General features: G+C 68.3%; 26 protein-coding genes, 1 tRNA gene and 1 pseudogene. 11 read left to right on the forward strand and 17 right to left on the reverse strand.

The annotated features are described in order from the left end of the window. The gene (locus ACFYRU_RS31035; RefSeq protein WP_387665009.1) at positions 1 to 444 is read left to right on the forward strand and encodes a hypothetical protein; all 444 of its coding nucleotides are present in this window, start codon (positions 1 to 3) and stop codon (positions 442 to 444) included. Positions 445 to 1271: 827 nt separating this feature from the next. After that, a pseudogene (locus ACFYRU_RS31040) lies at positions 1272 to 2518 on the forward strand (IS256 family transposase). Between the two features lie 185 nt (positions 2519 to 2703). On the opposite strand, the gene ACFYRU_RS31045 reads toward ACFYRU_RS31040, so the two are convergent. Beyond that, complete coding sequence (locus tag ACFYRU_RS31045; RefSeq protein WP_387665012.1) at positions 2704 to 3027, reverse strand: hypothetical protein; 324 nt, start codon at positions 3025 to 3027, stop codon at positions 2704 to 2706. Then, a complete protein-coding gene (locus ACFYRU_RS31050) occupies positions 3024 to 3212 on the reverse strand; it encodes a hypothetical protein (RefSeq protein ID WP_387665015.1) in 189 nt (62 codons plus the stop codon). The genes ACFYRU_RS31045 and ACFYRU_RS31050 overlap by 4 nt, the downstream gene beginning before the upstream one ends. A 207-nt stretch (positions 3213 to 3419) precedes the next feature. Here ACFYRU_RS31050 and ACFYRU_RS31055 point away from each other — a divergent pair, with 207 nt between their 5' ends. Further along, a complete protein-coding gene (locus tag ACFYRU_RS31055) occupies positions 3420 to 4175 on the forward strand; it encodes a hypothetical protein (protein WP_387665018.1) in 756 nt (251 codons plus the stop codon). Between the two features lie 2 nt (positions 4176 to 4177). Here the strand turns inward: ACFYRU_RS31055 and ACFYRU_RS31060 are convergent, their stop codons facing one another. Beyond that, positions 4178 to 5080 carry a 1-aminocyclopropane-1-carboxylate deaminase/D-cysteine desulfhydrase gene (locus tag ACFYRU_RS31060; RefSeq protein WP_387665020.1) on the reverse strand — a complete coding sequence of 301 codons (903 nt, stop codon included), beginning with the start codon at positions 5078 to 5080 and terminating at the stop codon, positions 4178 to 4180. Positions 5081 to 5624: 544 nt separating this feature from the next. Here ACFYRU_RS31060 and ACFYRU_RS31065 point away from each other — a divergent pair. Continuing rightward, positions 5625 to 5762, forward strand: coding sequence for a hypothetical protein (locus tag ACFYRU_RS31065; protein ID WP_387665022.1), 138 nt, complete (start codon positions 5625 to 5627; stop codon positions 5760 to 5762). Here the strand turns inward: ACFYRU_RS31065 and ACFYRU_RS31070 are convergent. From ACFYRU_RS31070 to ACFYRU_RS31085, 4 genes are all read right to left on the reverse strand, one after another. After that, positions 5755 to 6507 carry a GntR family transcriptional regulator gene (locus tag ACFYRU_RS31070; RefSeq protein ID WP_387665024.1) on the reverse strand — a complete coding sequence of 251 codons (753 nt, stop codon included), beginning with the start codon at positions 6505 to 6507 and terminating at the stop codon, positions 5755 to 5757. The genes ACFYRU_RS31065 and ACFYRU_RS31070 overlap by 8 nt on opposite strands. Positions 6508 to 6581: 74 nt before the next feature. After that, the gene (locus ACFYRU_RS31075; protein WP_387665026.1) at positions 6582 to 6731 is read right to left on the reverse strand and encodes a hypothetical protein; all 150 of its coding nucleotides are present in this window, start codon (positions 6729 to 6731) and stop codon (positions 6582 to 6584) included. An 84-nt stretch (positions 6732 to 6815) separates the two neighbouring features. Then, a complete protein-coding gene (locus tag ACFYRU_RS31080; RefSeq protein WP_387665028.1) occupies positions 6816 to 7967 on the reverse strand; it encodes an NAD-dependent formate dehydrogenase in 1152 nt (383 codons plus the stop codon). A gap of 45 nt (positions 7968 to 8012) precedes the next feature. Further along, entirely contained in the window at positions 8013 to 8984 is a 972-nt protein-coding gene (locus tag ACFYRU_RS31085) for a LysR substrate-binding domain-containing protein (protein WP_387665030.1), read from the reverse strand. Between the two features lie 143 nt (positions 8985 to 9127). Between ACFYRU_RS31085 and ACFYRU_RS31090 the strand changes: the two genes are divergently transcribed. Next, positions 9128 to 9895 (forward strand): alpha/beta fold hydrolase, encoded by a 768-nt coding sequence (locus ACFYRU_RS31090; RefSeq protein WP_387665032.1) that lies wholly within the window; start codon positions 9128 to 9130, stop codon positions 9893 to 9895. Here the strand turns inward: ACFYRU_RS31090 and ACFYRU_RS31095 are convergent. After that, positions 9877 to 10932, reverse strand: a complete 1056-nt coding sequence (locus tag ACFYRU_RS31095; protein WP_387665035.1) for an acyltransferase family protein — start codon at positions 10930 to 10932, stop codon at positions 9877 to 9879. The genes ACFYRU_RS31090 and ACFYRU_RS31095 overlap by 19 nt on opposite strands. Before the next feature lie 120 nt (positions 10933 to 11052). On the opposite strand from ACFYRU_RS31095, the gene ACFYRU_RS31100 reads away from it, so the two are divergent. Further along, positions 11053 to 11580 (forward strand): HEAT repeat domain-containing protein, encoded by a 528-nt coding sequence (locus ACFYRU_RS31100; RefSeq protein ID WP_387665038.1) that lies wholly within the window; start codon positions 11053 to 11055, stop codon positions 11578 to 11580. On the opposite strand, the gene ACFYRU_RS31105 is transcribed toward ACFYRU_RS31100, so the two are convergent. The 6 genes from ACFYRU_RS31105 to ACFYRU_RS31130 all read right to left on the reverse strand — a co-directional run bounded on the left by ACFYRU_RS31105 (position 11565) and on the right by ACFYRU_RS31130 (position 16855). Then, positions 11565 to 12242, reverse strand: coding sequence for a YdcF family protein (locus tag ACFYRU_RS31105; protein ID WP_387665040.1), 678 nt, complete (start codon positions 12240 to 12242; stop codon positions 11565 to 11567). The two genes, ACFYRU_RS31100 and ACFYRU_RS31105, sit on opposite strands and share 16 nt — an antisense overlap. 4 nt (positions 12243 to 12246) lie before the next feature. Next, positions 12247 to 12690, reverse strand: coding sequence for a hypothetical protein (locus ACFYRU_RS31110; protein ID WP_387665043.1), 444 nt, complete (start codon positions 12688 to 12690; stop codon positions 12247 to 12249). A 113-nt stretch (positions 12691 to 12803) separates the two neighbouring features. Further along, positions 12804 to 13937 carry a DNA polymerase III subunit beta gene (dnaN, locus tag ACFYRU_RS31115; RefSeq protein WP_387665045.1) on the reverse strand — a complete coding sequence of 378 codons (1134 nt, stop codon included), beginning with the start codon at positions 13935 to 13937 and terminating at the stop codon, positions 12804 to 12806. Between the two features lie 58 nt (positions 13938 to 13995). Continuing rightward, positions 13996 to 14838, reverse strand: coding sequence for a S1 family peptidase (locus tag ACFYRU_RS31120; protein WP_387665047.1), 843 nt, complete (start codon positions 14836 to 14838; stop codon positions 13996 to 13998). A gap of 129 nt (positions 14839 to 14967) precedes the next feature. Continuing rightward, complete coding sequence (locus ACFYRU_RS31125) at positions 14968 to 15546, reverse strand: AAA family ATPase (RefSeq protein WP_387665050.1); 579 nt, start codon at positions 15544 to 15546, stop codon at positions 14968 to 14970. 88 nt (positions 15547 to 15634) lie between these two features. Beyond that, positions 15635 to 16855 (reverse strand): alpha/beta hydrolase family protein, encoded by a 1221-nt coding sequence (locus tag ACFYRU_RS31130; protein WP_387665053.1) that lies wholly within the window; start codon positions 16853 to 16855, stop codon positions 15635 to 15637. A gap of 203 nt (positions 16856 to 17058) precedes the next feature. Between ACFYRU_RS31130 and ACFYRU_RS31135 the strand changes: the two genes are divergently transcribed. Next, the gene (locus ACFYRU_RS31135; protein ID WP_387666060.1) at positions 17059 to 17631 is read left to right on the forward strand and encodes a TetR/AcrR family transcriptional regulator C-terminal ligand-binding domain-containing protein; all 573 of its coding nucleotides are present in this window, start codon (positions 17059 to 17061) and stop codon (positions 17629 to 17631) included. On the opposite strand, the gene ACFYRU_RS31140 is transcribed toward ACFYRU_RS31135, so the two are convergent. Beyond that, positions 17593 to 17666, reverse strand: a tRNA-Arg gene (locus ACFYRU_RS31140). The two genes, ACFYRU_RS31135 and ACFYRU_RS31140, sit on opposite strands and share 39 nt — an antisense overlap. 159 nt (positions 17667 to 17825) lie before the next feature. Here ACFYRU_RS31140 and ACFYRU_RS31145 point away from each other — a divergent pair. Further along, positions 17826 to 19526 carry a PrsW family intramembrane metalloprotease gene (locus tag ACFYRU_RS31145; RefSeq protein ID WP_387665055.1) on the forward strand — a complete coding sequence of 567 codons (1701 nt, stop codon included), beginning with the start codon at positions 17826 to 17828 and terminating at the stop codon, positions 19524 to 19526. A 149-nt stretch (positions 19527 to 19675) separates the two neighbouring features. Here ACFYRU_RS31145 and ACFYRU_RS31150 read toward each other — a convergent pair whose 3' ends face one another. Next, the gene (locus ACFYRU_RS31150) at positions 19676 to 20578 is read right to left on the reverse strand and encodes a hypothetical protein (RefSeq protein WP_387665057.1); all 903 of its coding nucleotides are present in this window, start codon (positions 20576 to 20578) and stop codon (positions 19676 to 19678) included. Between the two features lie 638 nt (positions 20579 to 21216). On the opposite strand from ACFYRU_RS31150, the gene ACFYRU_RS31155 reads away from it, so the two are divergent. The 3 genes from ACFYRU_RS31155 (at position 21217) to ACFYRU_RS31165 (ending at position 25306) form a co-directional block, all read left to right on the forward strand. Continuing rightward, a complete protein-coding gene (locus ACFYRU_RS31155; protein WP_387665060.1) occupies positions 21217 to 21687 on the forward strand; it encodes a hypothetical protein in 471 nt (156 codons plus the stop codon). Between the two features lie 320 nt (positions 21688 to 22007). After that, the gene (locus ACFYRU_RS31160; protein WP_387665062.1) at positions 22008 to 23630 is read left to right on the forward strand and encodes an ABC transporter; all 1623 of its coding nucleotides are present in this window, start codon (positions 22008 to 22010) and stop codon (positions 23628 to 23630) included. Beyond that, entirely contained in the window at positions 23627 to 25306 is a 1680-nt protein-coding gene (locus ACFYRU_RS31165; RefSeq protein ID WP_387665065.1) for a GTPase, read from the forward strand. Before ACFYRU_RS31160 ends, ACFYRU_RS31165 begins: the two co-directional genes overlap by 4 nt. 92 nt (positions 25307 to 25398) lie before the next feature. Here ACFYRU_RS31165 and ACFYRU_RS31170 read toward each other — a convergent pair whose 3' ends face one another. Then, positions 25399 to 26016 (reverse strand): SRPBCC family protein, encoded by a 618-nt coding sequence (locus tag ACFYRU_RS31170; RefSeq protein WP_387665068.1) that lies wholly within the window; start codon positions 26014 to 26016, stop codon positions 25399 to 25401. Positions 26017 to 26085 lie beyond the last annotated feature (69 nt).

A 26085-nucleotide genomic window follows, 5' to 3' on the forward strand; every position in this document is an offset into this window, starting at 1 on the left:
ATGAAACAACTAGCGCAGTACTGCGTACCGGCCGCTGTGGTCGGTACCGCCGCAGGACTCGTCGCTGGCGGACTGGCCGCATTCGTCGGCCAGCCCGCCGGCTGGGCGATCCTCACCGGGCTCGGGCTCGGCGTACCACTGATCCTGTTCGGGTCCGGGTACTCGGTGTTGGTTGCCCTCCGCAAGGTCCCCGCCGGGGTGTTCGCTCCGGCGGCGGTCTACTGGCTGATCGCGTTCCCCATCTCACTCTTCATCCACGCGATCGTCACCGAATGGGTCGTCACCGGTACGCCCGGCCTGCCTCCCGACCCGTGGAAGTTCCTCGCCTTCCGCGCACTGTTGAGCATGGGCTTCGCCATCGGCTTCCTCTGGATGCACGACCAGGTAGCCCGCTTCTATTGGCCCCACCTCCCCAAAACCAACCCCTACATCACAAAAGCCTGACAGGCGGCCCGCACCCACTCTGGGTGCGGGCCAAACGACACCGCTCCACGGTGACAGTTCTTTTCGCTGGGCGCACGTCCAGCGGTGAAGCTGGTTGCGCCTGGCGCCGAGTGCTGCGCCCCGCGGGCGAAAGGGCACCGCTTCGCGGTGGCTGTTCTTTTGCCGCCTTCGGCCCCGTGGCGGAGGTGGCTGCGCCGGGGCGGGGAGCCGTACCGCGGTGTAAGCCGACGCCACTGCCCTCGCGACCGTGATGGTGCGGCGGGGTGGCCTGTGATGGAAGCGCTGGTTTCCGGAACATTTCCGTCGCTATACGCCGAATTAGTTCCGGAAAGCCGACTCGGAGGGGACTCAGGTAGTGCGGCGGCGTGGGTTGGGTTGCCTGGGGGGTCGTGGTAGGGCCTGGCCGGCGTGTTAGCGCCTGATTTGGGCCCTCGCGTCTTCGGTGTGTGCGCCTTGTGCGCTGAAGGCGCCAACGCCGAGTCCCGGGCCGCGCAGGGAAAGGTCGCCGCTTCGCGGCGGCAGTCTCTTGCCGCCTCCGGCGGGGGCGCGATCTGTGGTGACGGGGACTGCGTCCGGCGTGGGAGCTGCCACGCGTTCTGACAGGCGGACGTCCAGGCCATCACAATCTGCGTTTGCCGGTAAGTCGCAGCGTGGAACGGCGCGGACTTCGCGATTGTGATGGCGTGGCGGTACGCGCAACACGCAGAGTACCGAGTTGAGTCCCCGATAGTGGTGTAGCGCGATAGCCGAGCTCGTCGTGAACGAGGAAGCGGCCATCGCGTGATCCTTCGAGTCAACCTTCCACAGAATCCTCGAGGACCATCACGATGACCGCAACACACATTGTCGACCCTGCCGGCCTGCTTGGCGAAGCCCTGGCCGAGGCGTCGCCGGATCTGATGCGCAGCCTGCTGCAGTCGATCATCAACGCGCTGCTGTCCGCCGATGCCGACGCGGTGGTCGGCGCCGAGTGGGGACGGCCCTCGCCGGGCCGCACTACGCAGCGCAACGGCTACCGCCACCGCGACCTCGACACCCGTGTCGGGACCGTCGACGTCGCGATCCCCAAGCTGCGCAAGGGCACCTACTTCCCGGAGTGGCTGCTGGAGCGCCGCAAACGTGCCGAAGCCGCGCTGATCACCGTGGTGGCCGACTGCTACCTCGCCGGGGTCTCCACTCGCCGGATGGACAAGCTGGTCAAGACCCTCGGCATCGACTCACTGTCGAAGTCCCAGGTGAGCCGGATGGCCGCCGACCTGGACGCGGTCGTGGAGGACTTCCGGCACCGGCCGCTGGGCACATCTGGCCCGTTCACGTTCGTGGCCGCGGACGCGTTGACGATGAAGGTCCGCGAAGGCGGCCGGGTCGTCAACGCCGTCGTGCTGCTCGCGACCGGTGTCAACGGCGACGGCCACCGTGAGGTTCTCGGCCTGCGCGTCGCGACGTCCGAGACCGGGCCGGCCTGGAACGAGTTCTTCGCTGACCTGATCGCCCGCGGCCTGGCCGGCGTCCGCCTGGTCACTTCCGATGCCATGCCGGCCTGCGGGAGGCGATCGCGGCCAACCTGCCCGGGGCCACCTGGCAACGCTGTCGCACCCACTACGCCGCGAACCTGATGTCGATCTGCCCCAAGAGCATGTGGCCGGCGGTGAAGGCGATGCTGCACTCGGTCTACGACCAACCCGACGCGACCGCGGTGCAGGCCCAGTTCGACCGGCTGCTCGACTACGTCGGCGAGAAGCTGCCCGCCGTCGCCGATCACCTCGCCGGCGCCCGCGAAGACGTCCTGGCGTTCACCGCATTCCCCAAGGACGTCTGGACCCAGATCTGGTCGAACAATCCCGCTGAACGTCTGAACAAAGAGATCCGGCGCCGCACCGACGCGGTCGGGATCTTCCCCAACCGTGACGCCATCGTGCGCCTCGTCGGCGCCGTCCTGGCCGAACAAACCGACGAATGGGCCGAAGGACGCCGCTACCTCGGCCTCGACGTCCTCGCACGCTCACGCCTGACCAGCCACACCAACACCCAACCCGAGATCGAGACCGACGACCTACCGGCACTCACCGCCTAACCCCACCCCAGGATCACGCAGCACTACACCACTTCCGGGGACTTGACCGAGTACCGGTTGCGAGGCGAGGGACGACCGCGCTCCCGGACCGTACTGGCGCCATCTAAGTGCGCCACCGGATCGGCCCGGAGGACACGACATTTATCGGAAGCGTGAGTACGGCCATCGGCAGACAGGTGTGCCGACTACCGGGCAGTCTCGTCGATCTGAACACGCTCGCACGTGAGGCGGCGTCCCGCCCGGCCGTCGATTCGTTGGCGGATGTACGAAGCGTGCTGCTGCGCCGACGAGGCCGACCCGATGTGCTCCTCGATCAGTTGGTTGCCTAGCCAGAGCTGAACTTTCCACACGCCTTCAGGTTGCGAATCGATCGGATCGCCGTCGAGTTGGCGTTCGCCGCGGAGCCAGCCCTCGAATGCCCATCGGTGTTCGGCCGGGCATCGTTGTACGTAGCCGCGGATCTGGTCCTCGCTGAGCACCCAGGCGTACCCACCACTGCCCGCGCTCACCTCGGAAGCTCCGAGTTCTCAGACAACGAAGCCCGCAGTACAGGCCACCCACGGTCGGTCCGCTGGATCGGTACAGGTGCCGCCGGCGGATCGAGCAGCCGCCGGATCGCCCGGATCGTCTGCTCGGCCGGCCGGTGTTCGTCGAGGATCCGTCGTACCTCGGAGAGAACGTCTGGAGACGGCATCGTGTGTACCCCCGTTCGTACGGTTGGAACGGCCAGGGCGACAGGGCAGGAGAGACCGCGCACCCGCCTGCGCGCTCGGGGCTCACCTGCCGCCCTGACCTGCCCAACCCTCCCGCCGATCACCCACCGGAACCACCGAGACAATCAGTGATCATCGACGGGACCTCTCCCCGTTCAACGGGGACTTTTCGTGGCATGATGTGTACGGTGAGTGCGAGTGCAGCCAAACCTGTCACCGGAGCACGGAGCGCACGGCAGATCCGAAAGCAGTGGGCTGCTGAGCTGCGCTCGCAAGGCTCAACCTGGGTCGAGGTCGCGGAAACATTCGCCGATCGCTATGCAGTCAATCCGCGGGTCGCGTTTCGACTCGCTCGCAACTGGAGCCAACGCAATGCCGCCGAGGAGTGGAACAAGCGCTGGCCGGACGATCCGAAGACGTTCAAGAACTTCTCCTACTGGGAGCTGTGGCCCGCCGCGACGGGGTACGCACCCTCGCTGGACGTCCTAGGCAGATTGGCGGAGTTGTACCAATGCTCCGTCGCTGACCTCGTCGCCGATCTCGCGGACTTTCGAGGCATGGACTCCGCCCAGGTCCCTGGCGAGAACCTGAGCGGACAATGGTTGTCCCGATACAGCTACTACTCCTCAGGCAGAGACGAGGAACTGAACGGCGAGCACACCATCAGGTTGCGCCACTCAGGCGGCCAGATCGTCGGCACGAGCGATCCTGCGGAGCACGGTTCAAGACTTGCTCTGGAGCTGACCCTGAGGGGAGCGATCGCTACCGGGACGTGGACCGAGCGAACCTCGCCCGCCGGCTATTACCGAGGTGCCGTCTACCACGGGGCGATTCAGCTTGTTGTGAGTCCGCAAGGACGCTCGATGAGTGGCCGGTGGCTCGGGTTCGGTAAGCAGTTCGAGGTGAACACGGGTGACTGGCGTCTGGAGTGGCTGGACGATTGAGTTCAGGTCAGCGGCACCTGGCCGGATCCGCTGACTAGGGCCACGATCGTCGTACGTGCAGGAAAGACGCCGCGGCGTACCAGGTCGAACAGTGCGTACATCATCTTCGCCTCGTAGACCCAGTCCAGCAGCACGCCGTGCTGTTTCTCGAACTCCTCGATGAACGCGTCCAGTTCGGCCGTCCGCTTCGCGTAGCCGCCGAAGTGGTAGTCGCACTCGAGATGCCAGCTACCTGTGCGCGCGCCGTACGCCGCTGTCTGGAGTTCGACAATCTCCTTCTCCAGGAAAGCTCCACCCTTCAGGACCGGGACGCCGACGACCGATTGCCGTCCGGCGAGACCGGCGGCGACGCCGGCGAGCGTGCCGCCTGTACCGACCGCGCAGAACAGCACATCGAAAGGCTGCGTCAGTTCTGCGGCCAGTTCCGAGCAACCTCGGACCGCTTCGGCGTTGCTGCCGCCTTCCGGTATCAGGTAGAAGTCGCCGAATCTCCGATGCAGGTCGCCGACGACGGCATCGGATGTCTTGGCGCGATAGGTCGTTCGGTCGAGATAGGTGAGCTGCATGCCGCGCGCTACGGCGTACGCGAGCGAAGGGTTCAGCGGCAGGTGTTCTTCGCCGCGAATCACACCAATGGTTCGGAAGTTCCCGTAGTGGCCGACGGCGGCGGTCGCGCGGATGTGGTTCGAATAGGCGCCGCCGAACGTCAGCAGCGTGTTGTGCCCGAGCCGTCGTGCTGACGCGATGTTGTACTTCAGCTTGCGCCACTTGTTTCCTGGGATCTCCGGATCGATGAGGTCGTCACGTTTCAGGAAAACGCGAACGCCTGCGACACGCAGGCGCTCATCGACCAGTTCCGACACCGGCGACGGCAACAGGGGAGCCGTCGGCCGAAGATCATCCACCACCCCACCATTGCACAACGTCGGTCGGACGAGGCTCGTACGACGGCCGTTGGGCGGACGGGGTCGGGCGGGCTCGGGCGCCGGTACGGAGCCTGGTGGGTGCGGGATGGCGTTGATGAGGTTATTTCGCGGCTGGTGGAGTTGGCGGGGTCGGTGCCGGGGCTGAAGGTTCTGCAGGTCTCGTTGCCTGAGGGGCAGGCCATTGACGATGCGCGGTTCGTACGTGCGTACCCGATCTGGGCGATGGCGCACGACGGCATCACCTATCCGGAGTGGGAGTTGTCGAGGCCTCTCAGGTACGGCGGGCTTTCGGACGTGTCGTCGTACGAGTTCGACCGTGCGTACGTGTCCGCGTACCGCGATCAGCGGCTGGTGGAACCGGCCGGCTCATGGAGCGGTCCTGCCGACGAAAGCGTGCTGGCGCTGACACCGGATGGCAGCGTCGCCGGGTTTGTGCTCGCTCACGGCGATGTCGAGCTGGGGCCGATCGGGACCCGTGCCCGAGTGGCGTGGGCGGAGTGTGGGGTCAGCGCTGCTGGGGTCGATGCTCGAACGGTGCCGCGGGCGCGAGGTGCGGCTGACCGTCGACGGGGAGAGTCCGACGGGTGCGCAGAACCTCTACCTCCGGCACGGGTCCGGATTGTCGGAGCGGTTCGTCGCCTATCAGGTGCGGATCAGGTAGTGCGGCGGCGGCGGGGTTTGGGGGGTGTGTCGGTGGGGGCGGGGGTGGGTTGGGTTGCTTGGAGGTCGTGGTAGGCCTTGCGGGTGTGTTCGGTGTGTTCTCGCATGATTTGGGCGGCTTTGTCTTCGTCGGCTTCGCTGATGGCTTTGACCAGGCGGTTGTGTTCGCGCCAGGACGCGGCGCCGCGGACCGGGGCGACGGGGGTGTAGTACCAGCGGACGCGGCGGTCGACCTGGGCGGCGAAGTCGACGAGGAAGCGGTTGCCGGACATCTGGGTGATGAGGCTGTGGAGTTCGCCGTTGGTACGTACGGTGCCGTCGATGTCGCCGGCCTCCTGGTACGCGGTGCCGATCTTGCACAGGTCGCGGAGTTTCGCGACGTCGTCCTTCGACGCGTGCCGCGCGGCGAGCCGGGCGGACTCCGACTCCAGGGCGGCGCGGGCCGCGAGCAGTTGGTCGACCTCGTCCTCGGCGGGGACGTGCACCATTGCGCCGAACCCGGGGCGCAGGTCCACCCAGCCCTCGTTGTTCAGCCGCTGCAGGGCCTCGCGGACCGGCTGGCGGGAGACACCGAGCAGTTCGGCGAGCTCGACCTCGACCAGGTGCCGGCCGCGCTCGAGGGTGCCGTCGATGATCATCTCGGTGAGGGCCTCGTACACCGACTCGCGCAGCGGCTGCGGCCGCTTGACGTGCCGTGTGCCTGCCGGTTCCGCGCCCGCCCCTGGCCCCGCACTGATCGTCGTCATGAGGTCCCTTCCCGGTCCTACAGTCATGGCACTTGGTAGACAGTCTACCAAGTGCCATGGTTTGTCCTAGCTGTTCAGGCCGCCGACTCCTCGGCGTCGTCCCGGGCGTCCTGTCCGGTCAGTTCGGCGAGCTCCAGGTCGAGCGCGTCCAGCTCCTGCAGCTCCGGGGCATCCGGGAACCGCGGCCGCGCCGCCAACGCACCGAACCTACGTGTGAAGATCATTTCCACCTCTCATTGAATTCTGGCTTCTGTATACATTGAACCAGCCCGCCCGGCCCGGTATGCCCTGTCTCAGGGTGATCCCGCTTACACCCGCGCCGAGTACGAACGCGCTCCGGTACCCGCCAGCTGTCGATTGTCAACAATCAGATAGTCGTCACGGATCGGCGTACCGCTCAGCCAGCACTCGAGGATCTCCCGCGTCCCGGCCGCGTACCGGGCCTGCGCGGACAGGGTCGACCCGGAGATGTGCGGCGTCATCCCGTGGTGCGGCATGGTCCGCCACGGGTGATCCGCCGGTGCGGGCTGCGGGTACCAGACGTCGCCGGCGTACCCGGCCAGTTGTCCGCTCTCCAGCGCCCGCACGATCGCGTCCCGGTCCGCGATCTTCGCCCGCGCCGTGTTGATGAGGTACGCCCCACGCTTCATCGTCGCGAGCAACTCGTCCCCGAACAGCCCCTCGGTCTCCGGATGCAGCGGCGCGTTGATCGTCACGACATCGCAGTACGGCACCATGTCAGCCGCGCTCGGGTGGAACGTCAGCCCGAGTTCGCGCTCGACCGACTCCGGCAGCCGATGCCGGTCGGTGTAGTGCAGGTGTACGTCGAACGGCGCGAGCCGCCGCAGTACGGCCGTACCGATCCGCCCGGCCGCGACCGTACCGACGTGCATGCCTTCGAGGTCGTACGAACGGGCCACGCAGTCCGCGATGTTCCACCCGCCGTCGCGGACGACCTGATGCGACGGCAGGTAGTTGCGGACGAGCCCGAGGATCATCATCACCACGTGTTCGGCGACGCTGATGCTGTTCGAGTAGGTGACCTCGGCAACCGTCACGCCGTGCGCGATCGCGGCGTCCAGGTCGACGTGGTCCGACCCGATCCCAGCCGTGATCGCGAGCTTGAGCTTCGGCGCGTTGGCGATCCGCTCGGCGGTCAGGTACGCCGGCCAGAACGGTTGCGAGATCACCACATCCGTGTCGGGCAGCTCGCGATCGAGCGCCGCGTCCTTGTCCGTCAGTACGACGAGCGTGTGCCCCTGGCTCTCGAGGAACCTCCGCAGCCCGAGTTCACCCGACACGCTTCCGAGCAGCGCGCCCGGCGTGAAGTCGATCGCCTTCGGGGTCGGCGTCGTCTGCCCGTCCGGGTAACGCTCGATCGAGGGGATGCCCTCGCGCGCGTAGGAGGCCGGATAGCCGTCGGTGGGGTCGTCGTACAGTACGCACACAATCTTCGCCATGATGGGGAATCTCCTTGTTTCGAAGGGATTTCCACCATCGCCGGGTCAAGCTCCGGCGGTCAAAGACTTGCTCGCTATGTCGAGATAGCCCGAATCCATCAGGTGTACGTCGAGCAGATCGTCGAGGGCCTTGTGTACGCCGGCCTGCCGCGCCACGTCGAGCAAAGCGCGCGCCTGCACCGGCTCAGGGCTGCGCGCCGCGATCACCAGGCCGACCCGCGGCCCGTTCGCCGGCCGTTTCAGCGGTACGACACGCATCCCGTCCGGTACGCCGAACATGTGCAGCCACGCGTGCGAGATCACCGTCGACCAGTGGTTGCCGTGCAGGTGGCTGTAGAGGCCCGAGACCGTGTCGCTCTCGATCGACGGTGTGGCGGTGGCGCCGTCGTCGGTGAAGTACCCGTTCATGATCCGCCGGTTGCGCATGTCAGGGGAGAGCAGGCAGAGCGGCAGCTCCGCGACCTGCGCCCACGTCGCGACCGGCAGCTCGGCGAGCGGGCTGTGCTTCGGCGTCAGCAGCAGGTACCGCTCCTCGTACAGCGGTGTCTTCCGTACCTGGCCGAGCGTGTCGTCGTCGAGGTACGTCATCGCGACGTCGAGGTCGAACTCAGCCAGCTTCTGGGTGATGTCCCGCGACGACAGCGACTCGAGCGTGACGCGCGCGTTCGGGTGCCGCTCGCAGAACGGCGTGGTGAGCAGCGAGACGACCGGCATCGCGGTCGGGATCGCCCCGAGCCGGAGGGTGCCGGTCAGGCCGCCGCGCATCATCGACAGCTCGTGCCGGAGCGCGTCCTGCTCGGCGAGGATGCGCTGCGCCCAGAGCAGGACCCGCTCGCCCTCGGGCGTCAGCCCCTCGAACCGGCGGCCGCGGCGCACGATCGGTACGTCGAGCTCCTGCTCGAGCTTGCGGATCGCGGCCGACAACGACGGCTGCGAGACGTAACAGGCGTCCGCCGCCCGGGCGAAGTGCTTCTCCCGCGCGAGGGCGACGAGGTACTCCAGTTGGCGGAGCAACATCAATGCTCCGGATGCGGTGTGCAGTCGCCCGTATACATAATCCAACTGTAATGAGTCAGTCCCGCGATTGATGTGAACTGGGTCACACTGTGTCTGCTTCGCGGCGGCCCGTTCGACGGTCTGTCAGAGAGAGGAGCCTTCTGATGGACAAGGTCGTTTCGAAGGACGGCACGGAGCTCGCGTACGACGTGACGGGCAGGGGACCGGGGTTGGTACTGATCGCCGGGGCGTTCACCGGCCGCGCGTACTTCGCGGAGTACGCCGAGGCGCTGTCGTCGGCATACACGGTGATCAGCTACGACCGGCGTGGTCGCGGTGACTCAGGTGACACCCTCCCGTACGCCGTGGAGCGTGAGTGGGAGGACCTGGACGCAGTGCGGTCGGCCACTGACGCTCGGTACGCCTGTGCGTTCTCGTCGGGCAGCATGGTGCTGCTGCAGGCAGGGCTCCCGTTCGAGAAGCAGGTGGTTGTGGAGCCGCCGTTCCGTGTCGAGGGTGCGCCGCCGGTGCCGGAGCGGTACGTGGAGCGGCTGCAGGAGTACGTAGCCGCTGGGAACCCCGGTGGTGCGGCTGAGCTGTTCATGGTGGAGGCAGTCGGTCAGCCGAAGGAGGTGGTCGAGCAGATTCGCCAGACGCCTATGTGGTCCGGGCTGGAGGCTATGGCGCCCACACTGGTGTACGACGCGCTGCAGATGGGTGACAGCGCCGTACCGACTGAGCTACTCGGGTCTGTCGATGTCCCGACGCTCGGGCTCTACAGCAACGCCAGCCCGGAGTGGCTGCAGCGTGCGGTACGAGAGACCGCAGCCGCACTGCGGCACGGCAGCGTCGGCGGTCATGACGGCACTTTCCACACGCTTCCGCCTGAGACTCTGGCGAAGGCCCTGACGGGCTACCTCGGCACTAGCTGAGCCGGTCTGCTCAGTAGGCGTTTAAGCCGAGGTGTGAGCGGTCGCTCTACGCCGTAGTGGAGAGCGGCCGCGACACCGACCATCAGCAGCATCGTCGTGGCGACCAGGAGGACGTGGTTCACCTGGTCGCCGAGGCGCTCGAAGATGATGAACCCGAGGTGCGCGTGCACCAGGTACAGCGGGTAGGTGAGCGCGCCGAGGATCGCGAACCACGGCCGGCCGAGCCGGTGCGTGAGCTTCAGCGCGATCGCGAGCATGACCGCGAAGATCGCCACGATGATCGCGACCACGATCGTTCTCCGGATCTCGGTGTGGTAGCGCAGCCCGACCCGGTCGGCGAACCCGATCCCGCGGTAGATCGCGTTGCCGAGCGAGATCGCGACGATTGCCAGCGTCTGCCGCGTCACGCCGTACCGGTGGATCAGGCACAGTGCCATCCCGGCGATGAAATAGTGCGCGAACTGGGTGTTCAGCACCAGATCGGTTGCGTGCGGCAACAGTCCGGCCTGGTAGCCGAAGGTCGCGGCCAGCCACGCCCAGCAGAAGATCGTGACCCGGCGGGCGGTGATGCCGATCCAGGTCAGCACCAGGATCATCGCGTAGAACCGGAGCTCGGCCCACAACGTCCAGTAGACGACGTCGACGTTCTGGATGTTCGGCAGCGAGTTGAACATGGTCAGATTCGCCAGGTACTGCGGGAGGGAGACCGGGAACCGCCCCTGGCCGAACGCCACCGAGACGAACGCGGTCAGCGTGACGGCGATCCAGTACGCCGGGTAGAGACGTACTGCTCGTGAGACCAGGAACGAACGCGGACTGCGGTCCCATGCACTGAGCAGCACGACGAAACCGCTGATCGTGAAGAACAGATCGACCCCGAGGTACCCGTACCGCGCCACCACGTCGATGTGCGGAAACCGCAGCCCGCTCAGCCCACCGGCGTACGCGGAGAACAGGTAGTGGTACGCCATCACCGCCACCGCCGCGAAGATCCGCAACAGATCGACCTCGTGCAGCCTGCCCGCCCTGGAATCCACAGCCGTAGTCTGCCGAGGCGCGTCGAGGCGATCGTCAACCCTGAGCAGGATCCCGTCGTGCTACCTACGGATGACGACCCGCATGGTTGATAGGACTCTTCCGTGCGGACCTTCAAAAGCGTGACGCTTGTCCTTCGAGACTCCGACGAGGACGCCTTGCAGGTCGTCGAGGAGCTCGGCTACCTCCCGGCGGATGCGGAGAACTACTGGGTCTTGGACGACGTCTCGCTGTTCCTCTGCCGCGATCGCACGTCGGGTGAGCTCGCGTGCAACCTGCGTGGTTCCGAAGAGGCCACGGTTTCAGAGCGCTTCGACGAACTCGCGGCGCGGCTCGACGCCTACTCCACCGACGAGCTGTTGTTCGGGATCGAGCCGGCGCAGAGCGCTGCGGAGGTTGTGCAGGCGCTCTTCCGGCTCGGGCTCGGTGCGCCACCGGAGTTCGACGAGCGGACGGCCACCCAGCTCGTCGGCGGGCTGTCGTTCGAGCATCCGATGATCCGGGCCGCCGCGATCCGCAGCATCGCGTACCTGCGCTGGGCGGACGTGCTGTTGCCGCTCGTCGAGCGGGTCGCCGACGAGGACCCGGACGAGCGCGTGCGGCAGCGCGCGGCGGAGCTGGTGTACGCCGTCGGTCAGCGGACATCCTGAGGGTGGGCTGACGCCAGTTCGTTGTAGGCGGCAAGTACTTCGGACGGGATGTCGACGTGGTCGATGAAGTTGCGGCCGTTCGGGCCGTAGACGTCGGGGGAGAGGCGGTGGACCTCGCCGAGGAGGAGCGAGCGGAAGCGCTCGTGGGACCAGATCTCTGGTTGGTCCGGTCCGGCGCTGACGTGGTCCGGGCCGATCCACGGGATGAGCGGGGCATGGCTGAGCAGGGTCGTACCGGGGAGGTCGGCGAACGAGCGAACGAAGCAGGCGTGCGTACGGCGTTGCATCGTCGGGTCCTGGATGAGCAGCAGGGTCTTCGGGGCGTCGATCAGCCGCCGGGTGAAGTCCGCGTTCTCGCCGCAGTTTGTCGACCGGTCCTCGACGACGATCTGGTCCGCGCCGACGCCGTACCGCAGCAGCAGATCCCGGAAGACGTGCGCCTCCGGCCGGCCGGTGCCGAGGTCGAGCCCGCGCCGCCGGACCGCGTCGTCCAGGTACTGCGTGGAGTGGCCGATCCCGCCGTTGACCAGGACCGGCGCCGCGTGCACACGATGCGCCTCCGCCGCGACCTCGACCGATTCGAGGACGGCGGAGCCCATCAGTACGACGAGGTCCACCGGCCGCTCGATCGGATCCCGGCGCGCGAGATACCGCGCGATCACGTCCTCAACCAAAGCTCACGCGCTCCCGGTAGTAGTCGAGCAGTTCCTGGTCGCCGTCGACCGCGGTGCCGGCGTCGCTGCGCTTGTACAAATGCAGCAGCAGGTTGGTCACCGGCCCGCTGACCGTGACCGCGGCCACCACGTCGCTGTGCCGCCAGTCGATCACATCACCGGTCAGGTCGACCACCCACGACTGCTCGGGTCCGGCGTACTTCAGCGTCCGCTCCGGACCGAGGAGCTCCCGCATCCACGGATGCACCTCGAAGTGGAACGGCAGCGCGCCGAGCTCCATCCACTCGTCCATCCCGTCCGCCGCCACCTCGGGATCGAGCTCGTACGGGATGCCGAGCGCGAGCGCCACGTCGGCACGGTGCATCGCGGTCTCGTGCACCATCCGCCGCGCGGTGAACCGGGTCGTCGGGTTGTCGATCGGCCTTGCCCTCGGCAAGGTGCTTCGCCAGCAGCTCGGCCTGTTCGACGATCTGAGCGCAGTGCCGCTCGAATTCCATCTGCTCCTCCTTGGTTTGACCTCTGGTCGGAGCCGTCGGCGGCAGTTTGACATCAGGTGGGCAGGCGCATCGGCATCAGGATGTAGGCGGCGTCGCTCGACGGGGTGTCCTCCGGTGATCGTAGGCCGGTCAGGTTCGCCGGCTTGGTCGGTCGCGTGAACGCGAAGTGCGCGATCGGAGTGCCCAGCGAGGCCAGACCATCCAGCAGGTAACCGGCGTTGAAGCCCGTCACCACGGGCTCCCCGTTGAGCGTGATCCCGACGGCTTCGGACGCCTGCGCCTCCTCGCCGTTGCCTGCGTCGAGCGTCGCCGTCCCATCGGCGAACGTGATCCGGACCGGCGTCGACCGTTCAGCGACCAGTGCGACCCGCTTGACTGCCTCGACGAGCGCCGCAGTCTCCACGGTGACCGTCGACGTGATCGCATTCTCCGCCGGGATCAGGCCGCGGACCTTCGGGAACTCCCCGTCGATCAGCCGGCTGGTCGCGTGCCGGCCGCCGCCCTCGAACCCGATCAGCCCGTCCCCGGTGCGGGTCGAACCGAGCGCCAGGGTGAGCTCGTGTCCGGCCATCGCCTTCGTCACGTCGAGCAGCAGCTTGGCCGGGACCAGCGCATTCGTCTCGACCGCGGCGTCGATCGGCTGCCAGGGGAGCGTCCGGACGGCGAGCCGGTACCGATCGGTGGCGAGCAGGGAGATCACCGGCCCGCGGATCTCCAGCCGGATCCCGGTGAACACCGGCAGCGTGTCGTCCCGCCCGGCGGCGCTGACCACCTGCGCGACCGCCCGCGCGAACTCGGCGCCGTCGACCACACCGCTGGCCGCCGGGATCTCCGGCAGTGGCGGATACTCGTCGATCGGCAACGTATGAAGGACGAACCGGGCGGCGCCGCTGCTCACCTGGACCCGAGCCGCCTCACCGCTCAGATCCACCGAGTCACGCGGCATGCTCTTGCAGATGTCCGACAGCAACCGCCCGGAGACCAGCACCCGCCCCTCGTCGGCCACCTCCGCCGGCACGCTCACCTGCGCAGAACTCTCGTAGTCGAACCCGGACAGCGTCACCTGACCGTCCGCGGCGTCGACCACCATCCCGGCGAGAATCGGCACGCTCGGACGGCTGGGCAGCCCACGAGCCACCCAGCCGACCGCCTCGGCCAGCACCTCACGCCCGACTCGAATCTTCATCGTTGACTCCTCCCCATCAAGAGGAATCACTAAATCAGGCGCCGCCGACAGTTTCCGATCAGTAGACGGTGACCCCGTACGCGGACGCGGCTTCGGTCACCGGCTGGAAGAACGTCGTACCCCCGCTGCTGCAGTCGCCGCTGCCGCCGGAGGTCAGGCCGAGTGCCTTCGTGCCGTCGTACAGCGGGCCGCCGGAGTCGCCCGGCTCGGCGCAGACGGTGGTCTGGATCAGGCCGCCGACCTTGCCGCCGCTGGAGTACCGCACGGTGACGTTGAGCGCCGTGACCTTGCCGCTGTGGACGCCGGTGGTTGATCCCTTGCGGGTCACGGTCTCACCGACGACCGCGTTGGCCGCGGTGAATCCGCCCGGGTGGCTGAGCGAGCTGTTCGTGTACTGCACGAGCGCGTAGTCGTTGCCCGGGAAGCTGTAGCCGACGGTCGGGCCGATCAGCGTGCTGTGGTTGGAGTTGGTGTACCAGGTCTTGGCGACCTTGCCGCAGTGGCCGGCCGTCAGGAAGTAGTAGCTGCCGCCCTTCTGGACGTTGAAGCCGAGCGAGCAGCGGTACTGTCCGCCGTAGATCGCATCGCCTGCAGCCAGCAACGGCCTGAAGACACCGTTGCTCCTGTTGACCTGCACACCGTCGCGCTGCAGCGACGCGAAGTCCTTGGCGGAGACCGTGCTGTCAGCTGTCACAACGACCTTGCCTGCGGATGGGTCCGCGTACCAGGCAACGCCTCGTACTCCTGACTGTTCCACGGCGGCCTGTGCCGCTGCGAGCCGTGCGGTCGGCGACGGGGCTTTGGCCTCAGCCGGCAGGGCGCACAGGGAAGCGGCGACCGCACCGACGACAACCAGCAACTGAGCGGCACGGCGCATCCGTGGCGTACGTTCGATCCTCACTTGTCCTCCAGAGGCATCACGGGACCGAGTGGGCGGGGTCCCTCGAACGTCGGCCGGTGAGGACGGCTAGCCGTAGATCACCGGCTGACACCACGCATGTTCCCGCGTAACGGTCACCGCAACCAGACCTCAGGCGAACGTGACTCGCTCGACCCTGTTCGCCTCGCCTCTGGACAGAACGACCGCCGACAACGCCCCCGGTACGACACTGCCTGGATCGCGCTCCGCCTGAGACACCACGTCCGGCCAGCGACGGCAGTGCGTCTCCATGCTTCCCGCCCGTACGACGCGACCGCGCGCCCACTGCCCCGAACGCGCCACATCGCCCGGTACGTCGAGCAGGATCAGATGCAGTGGTACGCCGGCCCGCCGGGCGCGCCAGCCGATCAGCCGCCGTGCCCAGGGACGCGTAGCGCAGTCGTGGATCACCATGGGGCCCTGACCGCGCCGCATGGAGCTCAGGAGAGTCACGTAGTAGATGAGGTGCACCAGCGGTCGCCACAGCGCGTACGGGAGTACTCCAAGCACAGGCATCCAGCGTTCGCGGATGTGGGCAGAGTCGTACACCCGTACCGGGCTGTCCGCGAACACCCTGCGCAAGAACGTGCTCTCCCCGGCACCCGGTATCCCAGCGAGTACGACGACCGCGTCGACGGCGTACCGCAACTCCCGTCCCCGCAGAACTCCTTCGATGACTGTCGTGTGCACACCCAGTTAGACGAACGGCAGCCACGGAAAGCCCCGTGATGCGACTGAGAAGTCTCTAGGAACTACCTGAGAGGCTGACAGGGCGCGCTCAGGAGCCGGTGAGTCCGACGTGGTCGTCGAGGAAGTCGAAGAACCGCTGGGCCGCGAGGGAGCGGGCCATCGGCTCGCAGTGTCCGGCGGCTCCCTCGGCCTCGGTGAAGCGGACGTGGACCTTCTCGCCGGGGATCATCTTGTAGAGGCGCCGGGGCTGGCCGGCGAAATAGCCTTCCTGGTCGGGGTCGGCGATGAGCACCGGTGTCGTGATCCGCGCGGCGAGCTCCGGCGTGATCTCGTAGCGGGCGGCCTCGAGGAAGGTGTCGTAGAAGGTGGCGCAGCCGTACGGCTTGGCCCGCCAGTCGAGGATCCACTTGACGCGTGCGGGGAGGAGTTCGATCGCGGCGTTGAAGGCGTCGCGCTCGCCGCTGTCCAGAAGTTCCTTCAGTTCGGGCGACAGCATGGCGTGCCAGGCTGCGGAGACATCGACCACGCCGTCGTCGATGACTGCGGCCGCGAATCGGTGCTCGAACGCCAGAGCGCGCGGGGCCCAGTACCCGCCCTGACTGACGGCGTAAAGGGCGAGTCGCTCCGGGTCCACGCCCGGGAGCTTCAGTGTGGCGTCGACGACCGGTGTGACGACGTGCTCCCAGTCGGGCCGGAACGGGACGCCCCGCTCGAACAGCATGCGCTGCTGGCCGGGCCCGTCGAACACCACGACGTTGTAGCCACGCACCGACGCCTCGGAGCCGTATCCGGGCCACAGGTAACTGGTCGCGCCGTCGGCGCCGTTGACCATCACCAGCGTCGGCTTCAAGCCCTCGCCGGGGGCGGCGAAGAACCAGCCGGGCATCGTCATGTCCTCGTAGGGGATCTCCAGCGGCTGGGGCGGGTTGTCCAGCAGGCGCAGGTACTCCTCCCAGCAGCGCCGGTACGCGGCGAACGTCCGGGTCCGGATCGCCTCCGGCTCCTTGCAGCCGTCGACCACCAGGACGCACGCCGTGTAGTAGGTCGCGGCGCGCAGGAGTGCGTTCCGGCCGCTCACGCGGTGGCCTCGGCGTACACAGTCGTCGCCGATGGCAGCGACGCGGTCCGCGGTCGCCTCCCATTCGGCCGCCCACGAGTCGAGGTCGCCGTCGATGACGCGGTCGATCGTCGTCAGCGTCTCCCCGGTGTCCGCCGCACCCGTGTAAACCCGCCCGAGCATCGCCCGGGTCAGCCCGTTCATCCTCGGCTCGGTGAAGAAGTCCGACCGCGTGCCGGTCTCCATGCTCATCGCCGCCCTCCATTAAGAGACGAATCCATCTCTTACGAAGCTACGCACATCAGCTAGGGAATGCAAACCTTCCTTATAGTGACGTTGTGACCACGCCTGCCGCACCGCCTCCCCGCCAGCGCCGCCGCGGACCCGCCCTCGAGGCCGCCCTCCTGGATGCGGCCTGGGACGAGCTGGTCGAGGCCGGATACGCGAAGCTGACCATGGAGTCCGTTGCCTCCCGCGCCGGCACCGGCATCGCCGTGCTGTACCGCCGCTGGGCGAACAAGGACGAGCTTGTCCTCGCGGCGCTCGAGCACTACCGCGTCAGCCACCCGGTCGACCTTCCCGACACCGGAACCCTGCGGGGTGACCTGCTCGCCGCACTGACAGGCATGGGCGAAGCCCGCGCCACCTTCTGGGCCATCGCCACAGCAGCAGCCTTCTCCGGCCTGATGACCGGCGCCGGGCTCACCCCAGCCCAGGTGCGCGACCGGATCCTCGGCGACGAACGCCTCAAGCGCGTACGAACCCTCTACCAACGCGCCCACGACCGCGGCGAGATCGACCTGGAACGGATCCCACCCGCCGTACTCGCCATGCCCTTCGACCTTGTGCGCCACGACTTGCTCATGGATCTCAGACCCCTGAAGCCCGCACGCATCCGCTCGATCGTCGACGACCTCTTCCTGCCCCTCGTCCGCAGCCAGCACGTGGGGCCGCCGACGGAAGGCGCGGTTTCCAGCAGATTTGATGGGCGCGCCCGGCAGGATTCGAACCTGCGACCAACGGATTAGAAGTCCGACGCTCTATCCAGCTGAGCTACGGGCGCGTGGCAGGGAGAGTCTCTCAGATACCTGGGTGATCCCGCCTCCGGGTTCCCGAACGGGGCGGCCGGGGCGGCGCCGAAGTACAGGGCTGTCGTTCCATCCCGGTAACGCTGAGTGGGTGGTCCTGCCGCTGGATCTTGACCCCAACTAGGCTGCGGTGCATGAGTTACCCCTCACCAGGCCCGTCCGGCGCGCCGCAACCCGCGGCTGGGTCGGCGTACTCGCCCGGCGGCCCCTACCCGCACCCGAACGTGCTCGGCAACCATCCGGTGCCCGGCCAGCGGCGCAACCAGGGGGTGCTGATCGGCATCGTGATCGCGGTCGTGTTCGCGATCGCGGGTCTGGTGATCTTCGGCATCGTGGCCAAGTCGACCGGCGCCGGCGGCTTCACCTGGGGCCTGGTGTTCGCGTTCGTCCCGGTCATCCCGGTGATCGCGCTGTACCTCTGGCTGGACCGCTACGAGCCCGAGCCGACCAGGTACATCGTCTTCGCGCTCTGCTGGGGCGCGTTCATCGCGACGCTGGTCGCGATCTTCATCAACACCGAGGTGTCGCACCGGCTGGCCGAGACCGGCGTCGGTGGCGACCGGTCCGCGGTCTTCGTCGCGCCGCCGGTGGAGGAGTTCGCGAAGGGCTCCGTGATCCTGCTGCTGGCGCTGCTGCGCCGCAAGGAGTTCGACGGCATCATCGACGGCCTGGTGTACGCCGGGATGGTCGGCGTCGGCTTCGCCTTCACCGAGAACATCCTGTACTACGGCCGCGTCTTCAACACGCTCTCCGAGGAGGCCGGCAGTGACGCGGGTCTGCGTGGGGCGTTCGCGCTGTTCATCATCCGCGGTGTGATCTCGCCGTTCGCGCATCCGCTCTTCACGTCGTTCACCGCGATCGGCATCGGAGTCGCGATCAGGCATCGAAGTACGGTCGTACGCTTCCTCGCGCCCGTGGTCGGCTACCTGGCCGCCGTACTCGCGCACGCATCGTGGAACGCGTCCGCCAGCTGGGCCGGTGGCGGGGGATTCATCCTCGCGTACCTGTGCCTGATGGTGCCGCTGTTCATCTGCCTGGTGGTCTTCGCACTGGTGATGCGATCACGCGAGGGACAGATGATCGCTTCCCGGTTGTATGACTACGTGCGGTTCGGGTGGTTGGTACCGCAGGACGTACCGCTGATAGCCACGCTCCGCGGGCGGAAGGCGCTGCGGCAGAACGCCCGGCGGTACGGCCCGCAGGCGGAGGCGGCCGCGAAGGCGTTCCAGCACAACGCGACCGAGTTGGCGTACCTGCGCGACAAGATCGTCCGCCAGACCATCGGCCCCGAGGCCCTCGAAACCGAGAAGGCCCTCCTGGACGAACTACGCGACCGCCGCCCGAGCGTCCCGTTCCCCCCGATGCCGGCCTTCGCCCAAGCCTCCCCGCCATACGCCGGCACCCCCATGGGTCCAGGCGGCCCCGGAGCCCCAATGGGTCCAGGCGGCCCCGGCGCCCCGATGGGCCCCGGCGCTCCGATGGGTCCTGGTGGACCCGGGGCGGCCATGGGGCCAGGGCCTGCTCCGATGGGGCCGGGTGGACCCGGTGTTCCGATGGCGCCTGGGGCTCCGGTCGGACCCGGCGGCCCGCTGGCCGGTGGCCCCGTACCGCCGATGAGCCCGCCGCCAATGGGACCTGGAGCTCCGCTTCCGGGGGCCGCAGGCGGGGACGCTCAGACGCCGTACCAACGCACGCAGGACGCCGTACCGCCCGAACAGTCCGGGTATCCGTCCGGTCAATCCGGCTCCGCGGCCGGTCAGGCCGGTTACCCGGCGGGACCCCCCGACGGGCAAGGACCGCCGGGAGGATACGGTCCGTATCCACCACCGCAGTGACTGCCACCCGTCCACGCCGCCAAACGGGGATGACGATGACTTTGCTTCTGCGCTGTCCGACCGGGCACTCTGTGCTCGTGGGTGGACGCCGTGGCTGACACCAGGTCAGCAGCTGGTGAAGGTTCGGAACCGCGGGTTCCGAGCCAGGATCAGCCTGCCCAGGAGCTGGCGAACCTCATCGCCCAGTCCACCCCCAAACCCCGAGGCTTCTGGCGCCGCCGCCGCAAGAAGACCCCCGAAGACGTGACCCCCCACCAGCCCCCCACCCCGTCGTCTCCACCCCCCAGCACCGACGACACGCCCACCACCGGCGGCTCCACCGCCGACAACCACGCCGAGGCGGCCATCGCCGACGCCTCTACGAGTACGCCCGCCGCCGAGGGCGCTTCCGGTACGTCTGCCGGCGACGGCACATCCAGCACGCCCGCGAGCGCGGGCGCATCCGGTACGCAGGCAGGTGACGGTACGTCCGGTACGTCAACAGCCGGCAGCCCATCCGGTACGTCCGCAGACGGCGCCCCGGGCGCGGCCACCGCCAACGGTTCCAGTGGCACGTCCACTGCCGGCGCCGACAGCACCACGACCACCGCGGATCCCAACGCTCCCGGCGCGACGAGCCCGAACGCCTCCGACGCCGCAGAACCCACGACCGACACGACCGCCGCCGAGGATGCCACGGCTGCAGGCTCCACCGCGGCGGATTCCTCGGCGGCGGCGGACTCCACCGCCGCCGAGGACCAGCCGGGCGCGGACCAGCCCGGCGCGGACGCGAACGCGAACGCCGACTCGACCGTAGGCGGTTCCGACGTGGGCGCATCTGCGGCAGCCGACGCGGAAGGTACTGCTTCTGACGTACGGAGTCCTGCTTCAGAGGCGCGCGGAGATGGCTCCGACGCGACCGGAGCCCCCGAGGAATCGGGTGGTGCGTCGGCAGGCGACGATGCCGCCGTACGTTTGAACACGCCTGAGGACCGTCCTCGCCCGGCTGTCGGCGTCGTGTACGAGCCGGACGAGTCCGCGGACGGCTTCCCGCTCGAATACGGAAACATCATCATCGGGCTCCCCAAGTCGGACCAGCCGACGCCAGCCCCGGCGGACGCAGCCTCGGACACCGATCCAAGCGCCGCGGCTGAAGCATCTGCTGAGGTAGACGCCGGCGCCGAGGTCAGCGCGGATGTTGAGGCAGACGCGGGCGCGAAGGTAGACGCGAGTGCTGAGGTAGACGCGAGTGCTGAGGCGGCTGCAGGTGCGTCTCCGGAGGAGAACCACGCCACATCCGTCGACGAACTGGTTGGGGCGAGTAGCTCGTCGACAGGCGATTCTGGCTCGGACGATTCTGGCTCGGACGATTCTGGCTCGGACGATTCCGGTGCGGGCGAGTCGGGCGCGGGTGGTGACGGAGCCGGTGGGTCGGAGCCGACGGGCTCGACGGACGGTGGGGCGGATGGGCCCTCCGAGGCTGATCGTGAGCAGGCGACTGATGGTGGTGCCGCTGAGGGGGCGTCTGCCGGCGACGCGGTAGATGCTTCTGAAGCGGAGGCGGTCGGCGTGTCGGCCAACGCGGCTGCGGGCACCGGCGACCATCCAGGTGCCGAGGGTGCCGAGGGTGCCACTGTTGGGTCGGCGGGGGATGCCTCTGGGGCGGCTGCTGAGGGGCGTGTGGGGGCGCCGGCTGGGGACAGTGTGGCGGATGAAGCTGCTGGTGGTGCTGAGCTCGATGCGGACTCTGCAGGCGAGGCTGGGGCGTCGGGCGAGGGTGCTGGTGAGGTTTCGCCGGGTGATTCGGCGGCGGATGCGGCGAATGGCGAGGAGCCTGGAGCTCAGGCGGCTGAGGGGCAGGCAGGAGAGGCTGAGGGTGAGGTGCCGGCGGCCGCAGGTGTGGATGCTGGGGCTGGGGCGGCTGAAGCTGGGGCGGTTGAAGGTGCGTCGGCTGACGCCGACGCGGCTGCGGGTGTGGCTGCTGAGGATGAGGCGGCCGGAGGTGAGGGCGCTGGCGGTGAGGCCGCTGAGGTTAAGGGCGCTGACGGTGAGGCCGCTGACGGTGAGGGCGCTGGCGGCGAGGCCGCTAACGGCGAGGCAGCCGGGGGTGAGGCTGTCGACGGTGACGGCGTTCGAGGGGACGCCGGGGATGAGGCGGTTGAGGATGAGCCTGAGGAGTTGACTGCTGAGGAGTTGGCTCGGCGGTTGGCGGCTGAGCAGGCTGCTATGGCTTTGATTACGGCTTTGATGAAGTTGCGGGGGGTGTTGGCGGGGAGTCAGCTGCCGTTGGAAGTGGTGGGGGCTGACGAGGCTCGGCAGCAGCAGAAAGCCATGTTGGATCAGTTGGATGACTACTTGTTGCCGCGGCTCGTGCAGCTTGAGGCTCCGATTCTGGCTGTGGTTGGCGGGTCTACGGGGGCCGGTAAGTCGACGCTGGTGAATACCGTTATCGGGAAAGTTGTTTCGGAGCCGGGCGTTCTGCGGCCTACTACTCGGTCGCCGGTGCTGATTCATCACCCGGATGACGCCGACTGGTTCGTGGGTGACCGGGTGCTGCCGGGGATGGCTCGGACCACGGCCGAGGAGCCGGGCGGTATGGAGGACGCGGGGCAGTTGCGGCTGGTTGCGGCCGACAGTGTGCCTCGTGGCCTGGCGGTCCTGGACGCACCGGACATCGACTCGGTGGTCGAGGCGAACCGGGATCTCGCGACGCAGTTGTTGTCGGCGGCGGATCTGTGGCTGTTCGTCACCACGGCGGCGCGGTACTCCGACGCTGTTCCGTGGGAGTTCCTGCAGAGCGCTTCCGACCGCAGTACGGCGGTTGCAGTGGTGCTCGACCGGGCGCCGAGCGAGACCATCGACGACATCACCGGCCACCTCGCGCAGATGTTGCTCGAACGTGGGCTGGGCGACTCGCCGCTGTTCTCCATCCAGGAGACGGTTGTCGACGGCAACGGAATGCTGCCGCAGCAGGCTGTTGCCGGGATCAAGGACTGGCTGATCGATCTGGCTGCCGACGCGGAGGCACGGGCGGCGGTCGTTCGTCGGACGCTGCAGGGTGCGGTCAGCGCGATGGTGAAGAAGACTCCGCCGTTTGCGGCCGCGGTCAAGGCGCAGGCCGACACGGCTGTCGAACTGCGGACCTCGGTGGAGTCCGCGTACGACCAGGGCGTCAAGGACATCGCGAAGGCTTGCCAAGACGGCACGATGCTGCGCGGCGAGGTCCTTGCCCGGTGGCAGGAGTTTGTCGGGACCGGCGAGCTGTTGAAGGGCCTGCAGTCCAACAGTGGCCGGTTGCGTGATCGGTTGAAGAGTTCGCTCGGCAACAAGCCGGCCGAGACCCGCGACGTCAGCGACGCCATCCAGTCCGGCCTCGAGTCGTTGCTGAGTGAGTACGCGGCGGAGTCCGCCGAACGGGCCGAGAAGGCTTGGCAGGCGACCGCGCCAGGTCGCCAGCTCCTGGCCGCCGCAGACGCCGGGACCGGAGACGCCGGCACGGCGGACGCTGGTGTCGCGACTGGAGCGACCGCTGACGGCGGGACCGCGGGCAATGCAGGCGCTGCGGGCAATGCGACCTCCGCGGGCAAGGCAGGTGCCGCGGGCAACGGTGGCAAGGCGGGCAGGCCGGGCAAGGCGGGCGGTGCCGGCAAGTCCGGTGCCGAGGGCAACGATGGTGTGCCGTCGCTCGGTGGGCTGTCGGAGCAGTTCCCGGCGGCGGCGAGCCGTACCGTTCGGGAGTGGCAGGCGTTCGTGCTCGACCTGGTCCGCCGGGAAGGCGCGGACAAGAAGTCGACGGCGAAGATCCTGGAGTACGGCGTCAACGGGCTCGGCCTTTCGTTGATGGTGGTGATGTTCGCCAGTGCGGCCGGGATCCCGAAGGGCGCCGCGGCGAGCGCGGGCGCCGGCAGCGCGGTCGTCGGGCAGCGCCTGCTGGAGGCAGTTTTCGGCGACAAGGCAGTTCAGGGCATGGTCGACAAGGCACGCGAGGACCTTGACGGTAAGGTTCATGCCCTGATGGATGCCGAATTCGCCCGCTATCTGGCCGTCCTTGACCAGCATCCGGTCGACGCCGAGACGGCCAGGCAACTGACCGAGGCCGCGCGCGCGGTGGAGGACTGCACGTGACGGAAACAGTGGATACGGTCGAGACGCCCGTCCGGGCGGAGACCGATGTCCTGAAGAAGATCGACGCGCTCGACGTGGCCGCGAAGGCCGGCGACGGCCGCTTGGACCCGGTGGTGCTCACCGAGGCAGCGCAGATCGTCGACCGGGCCGGGCAGCGGCTGCGGATGTCGGGCGACCTGACGGTCGTCGCGCTCGCGGGTGCGACCGGGTCGGGCAAGTCGTCGTTGTTCAACGCGCTGACCGGGCTCGACCTGGCCGCGATCGGAACCCGCCGGCCGACGAGCTCGATGCCGCTGGCCTGTGTCTGGGGTGACGAGCCGGCCGGTGAGGTGCTCAGCTGGCTCGGCATCCCGCGCCGGCACCAGGTGCAGCACCGCAGCTCGCTCGAGGACGCGCACTCCGAGGACCTCGACGGCCTGGTCCTGCTGGACCTTCCCGACCACGACTCGACCGAGGTCGAGCATCGGCTGATCGTGGACCGGCTCGTCGAGTTGGTCGACATGCTCATCTGGGTGGTGGACCCGCAGAAGTACGCCGACGCGGCGCTGCACAACCGGTACATCAAGCCCTACGCCTCGCATTCCGGGGTGATGGTCTTCGCGCTGAACCACATCGACAAGCTGACGCCGGAGCAGCAGAAGAGCTGCATCGAGGACCTCGACCGGCTGCTGAAGTCGGACGGCCTCAAGTCCCCGAGCGTCGTCGCGACGTCGGCGGTCAGCGGCGACGGGCTGGAAGAGATCCGTTCGCTGCTGGTCAAGCGGGTGAGCAACAAGCGGTCCGCGCGCGAGCGGCTCGCGGCTGACGTCGACCGGGTCTCCGACCGGATGGCGAGCCAGTGTGGCAACGCCAAGACGCCGGAGATCGCCGACGCCGACGTCACCGAGCTCGTCGACGCGTTGTCGGACGCGAGCGGGTTGTCGGTCGTGTCGGACGCCGTACGGCGCTCGTACCTGCAACGGGCTCGTGCTGCGACCGGGTGGCCGCTGACCAAGTGGGTCGGACGCTTCCGGCCCGACCCGTTGCGCCGGCTGCACGGCGACCAGGTCTCGCGTGAGCAGGGCAAGGCGTTGCGCAAGTCCGCCTCCAGCGAGGTCGCGATCGCGCGCGCTTCGTTGCCTGCGGCAACTCCGGTACAGCGGGCCCGGATGGACGCGGCAGTTCGTACGATCACGAACAAGGCTGCCGAGGGCCTGTCGCGGCCGTGGGCGGACTCGGTCCGTACGGCGATCCGCCGGCGTGAGGAGTCGCTCGGGGACGAACTCGACCAGGCCGTCGCCCGGACGGACCTCGGCGTCTCGGGGAACCCGGGCTGGTGGAGCTTCGCCAAGGTCGTGCAGTGGCTGCTGTTCCTCGTCATGCTCGGCGGCGCAGGATGGCTGATCGCCTTGCTGGTAACGCGAATCGCGAACCTCGACGACCCGCCGCTGCCGGAGTGGAACGGCATTCCGTACGCGTGGGTCATGCTGGTCGGTGGTGCTGTCCTCGGTCTGGTGCTCTCCTTCGTCTGCCGGGTCTTCGCCACCAACGGGGCCGTACGGCGGTCCCGGCAGGTCGCGAAGGCGCTGCGGGAGGAACTCGTGAAGGTTGCCGACAGCCACGTTGTCGCGCCGGCCCGCGACGAGCTCGAGGCGTACGCCAAGTGCCGCGACAGCTTGGCCACCGCCCGCGGCTGACCTGGTGCCTGGCCCCCGGACCGCAGAGGTCCGGGGCGTGGCGACGTCGGTCGGCGCGCGGAGGGGCGACGCTCGGCTGGGGCTGTGGTGGGTCAGAGTTCGGCGTCGGGGGCGAACTGGGCCATGGAGGTCTTTGCGGCGCTGAGCAGATCCTCCTCGGTGGTGGTGCCGGAGGCGCGGACGGTTTCGATCCAGGCGCGAACGCACTGCTCGTTGTACGCGATCACCTCGGCGGAGTTGGCCATCTCCGTCGGGTCGGCGTCCGCCGGTAGCTCGCCGTTGACGTAGAGCGCGAGGCCGACGAGCGCGCCGTCCCAGCCGGGGCCGACCCAGAGCGCGCCGGAACCGCCGGGGGCCGGGGCCTCGCTCATCGAGTGCTCCAGCTCGAGGTCGGTCGAGGCGTCCGCTCCGGGGGACAAGCGCAGTTCGAGCAGGCTGGTCGGGCCGCCGAACGTCACCTTGAAGCGCTTCGGCGGGTCGCACTCCAGGATCTCGCCGCCCGCGTTCCCCTGCAGCTGGAACGAGCCGCCGACCTTCAGCTCCCCGGTGACCGGCATGAACCAGCGGCGCATCCGCTCCGGGTCCGTCAGGGCGTCCCACACCTCAGCCGGCTCCGCCCGGTACGAGCGGCGCATCAGTACGGTCACTGTCTCGCCGGTCCGGCTGACCTCGCGCCGGACCGCGTTGAGGTGCTCGAGGATGTCGATCACGGGTGGTTCCCTCTCCTGGTCGGCTGCTGGGCAGGCCACCAGAATGCCGGGCAGGGCTTATATAAGTCA

Origin of the sequence: Kribbella sp. NPDC004536, assembly GCF_042873835.1 — a bacterium.
Lineage (GTDB): Bacteria > Actinomycetota > Actinomycetes > Propionibacteriales > Kribbellaceae > Kribbella.

What these genes read in the sequence shown, in the direction of transcription:
- ACFYRU_RS31035 (WP_387665009.1), top strand. Translation starts at nt 1, where the DNA reads ATGAAACAACTAGCGCAGTACTGCGTACCGGCCGCTGTGGTCGGTACC.
- ACFYRU_RS31050 (WP_387665015.1), bottom strand. Translation starts at nt 3,212, where the DNA reads ATGCCGTCTCCAGACGTTCTCTCCGAGGTACGACGGATCCTCGACGAA.
- ACFYRU_RS31065 (WP_387665022.1), top strand. Translation starts at nt 5,625, where the DNA reads ATGCTCGAACGGTGCCGCGGGCGCGAGGTGCGGCTGACCGTCGACGGG.
- ACFYRU_RS31070 (WP_387665024.1), bottom strand. Translation starts at nt 6,507, where the DNA reads ATGACGACGATCAGTGCGGGGCCAGGGGCGGGCGCGGAACCGGCAGGC.
- ACFYRU_RS31075 (WP_387665026.1), bottom strand. Translation starts at nt 6,731, where the DNA reads ATGATCTTCACACGTAGGTTCGGTGCGTTGGCGGCGCGGCCGCGGTTC.
- ACFYRU_RS31080 (WP_387665028.1), bottom strand. Translation starts at nt 7,967, where the DNA reads ATGGCGAAGATTGTGTGCGTACTGTACGACGACCCCACCGACGGCTAT.
- ACFYRU_RS31085 (WP_387665030.1), bottom strand. Translation starts at nt 8,984, where the DNA reads ATGTTGCTCCGCCAACTGGAGTACCTCGTCGCCCTCGCGCGGGAGAAG.
- ACFYRU_RS31090 (WP_387665032.1), top strand. Translation starts at nt 9,128, where the DNA reads ATGGACAAGGTCGTTTCGAAGGACGGCACGGAGCTCGCGTACGACGTG.
- dnaN (WP_387665045.1), bottom strand. Translation starts at nt 13,937, where the DNA reads ATGAAGATTCGAGTCGGGCGTGAGGTGCTGGCCGAGGCGGTCGGCTGG.
- ACFYRU_RS31130 (WP_387665053.1), bottom strand. Translation starts at nt 16,855, where the DNA reads ATGAGCATGGAGACCGGCACGCGGTCGGACTTCTTCACCGAGCCGAGG.
- ACFYRU_RS31135 (WP_387666060.1), top strand. Translation starts at nt 17,059, where the DNA reads ATGGAGTCCGTTGCCTCCCGCGCCGGCACCGGCATCGCCGTGCTGTAC.
- ACFYRU_RS31145 (WP_387665055.1), top strand. Translation starts at nt 17,826, where the DNA reads ATGAGTTACCCCTCACCAGGCCCGTCCGGCGCGCCGCAACCCGCGGCT.
- ACFYRU_RS31150 (WP_387665057.1), bottom strand. Translation starts at nt 20,578, where the DNA reads ATGATGTTTCCGTATTCGAGCGGGAAGCCGTCCGCGGACTCGTCCGGC.
- ACFYRU_RS31155 (WP_387665060.1), top strand. Translation starts at nt 21,217, where the DNA reads ATGAAGCTGCTGGTGGTGCTGAGCTCGATGCGGACTCTGCAGGCGAGG.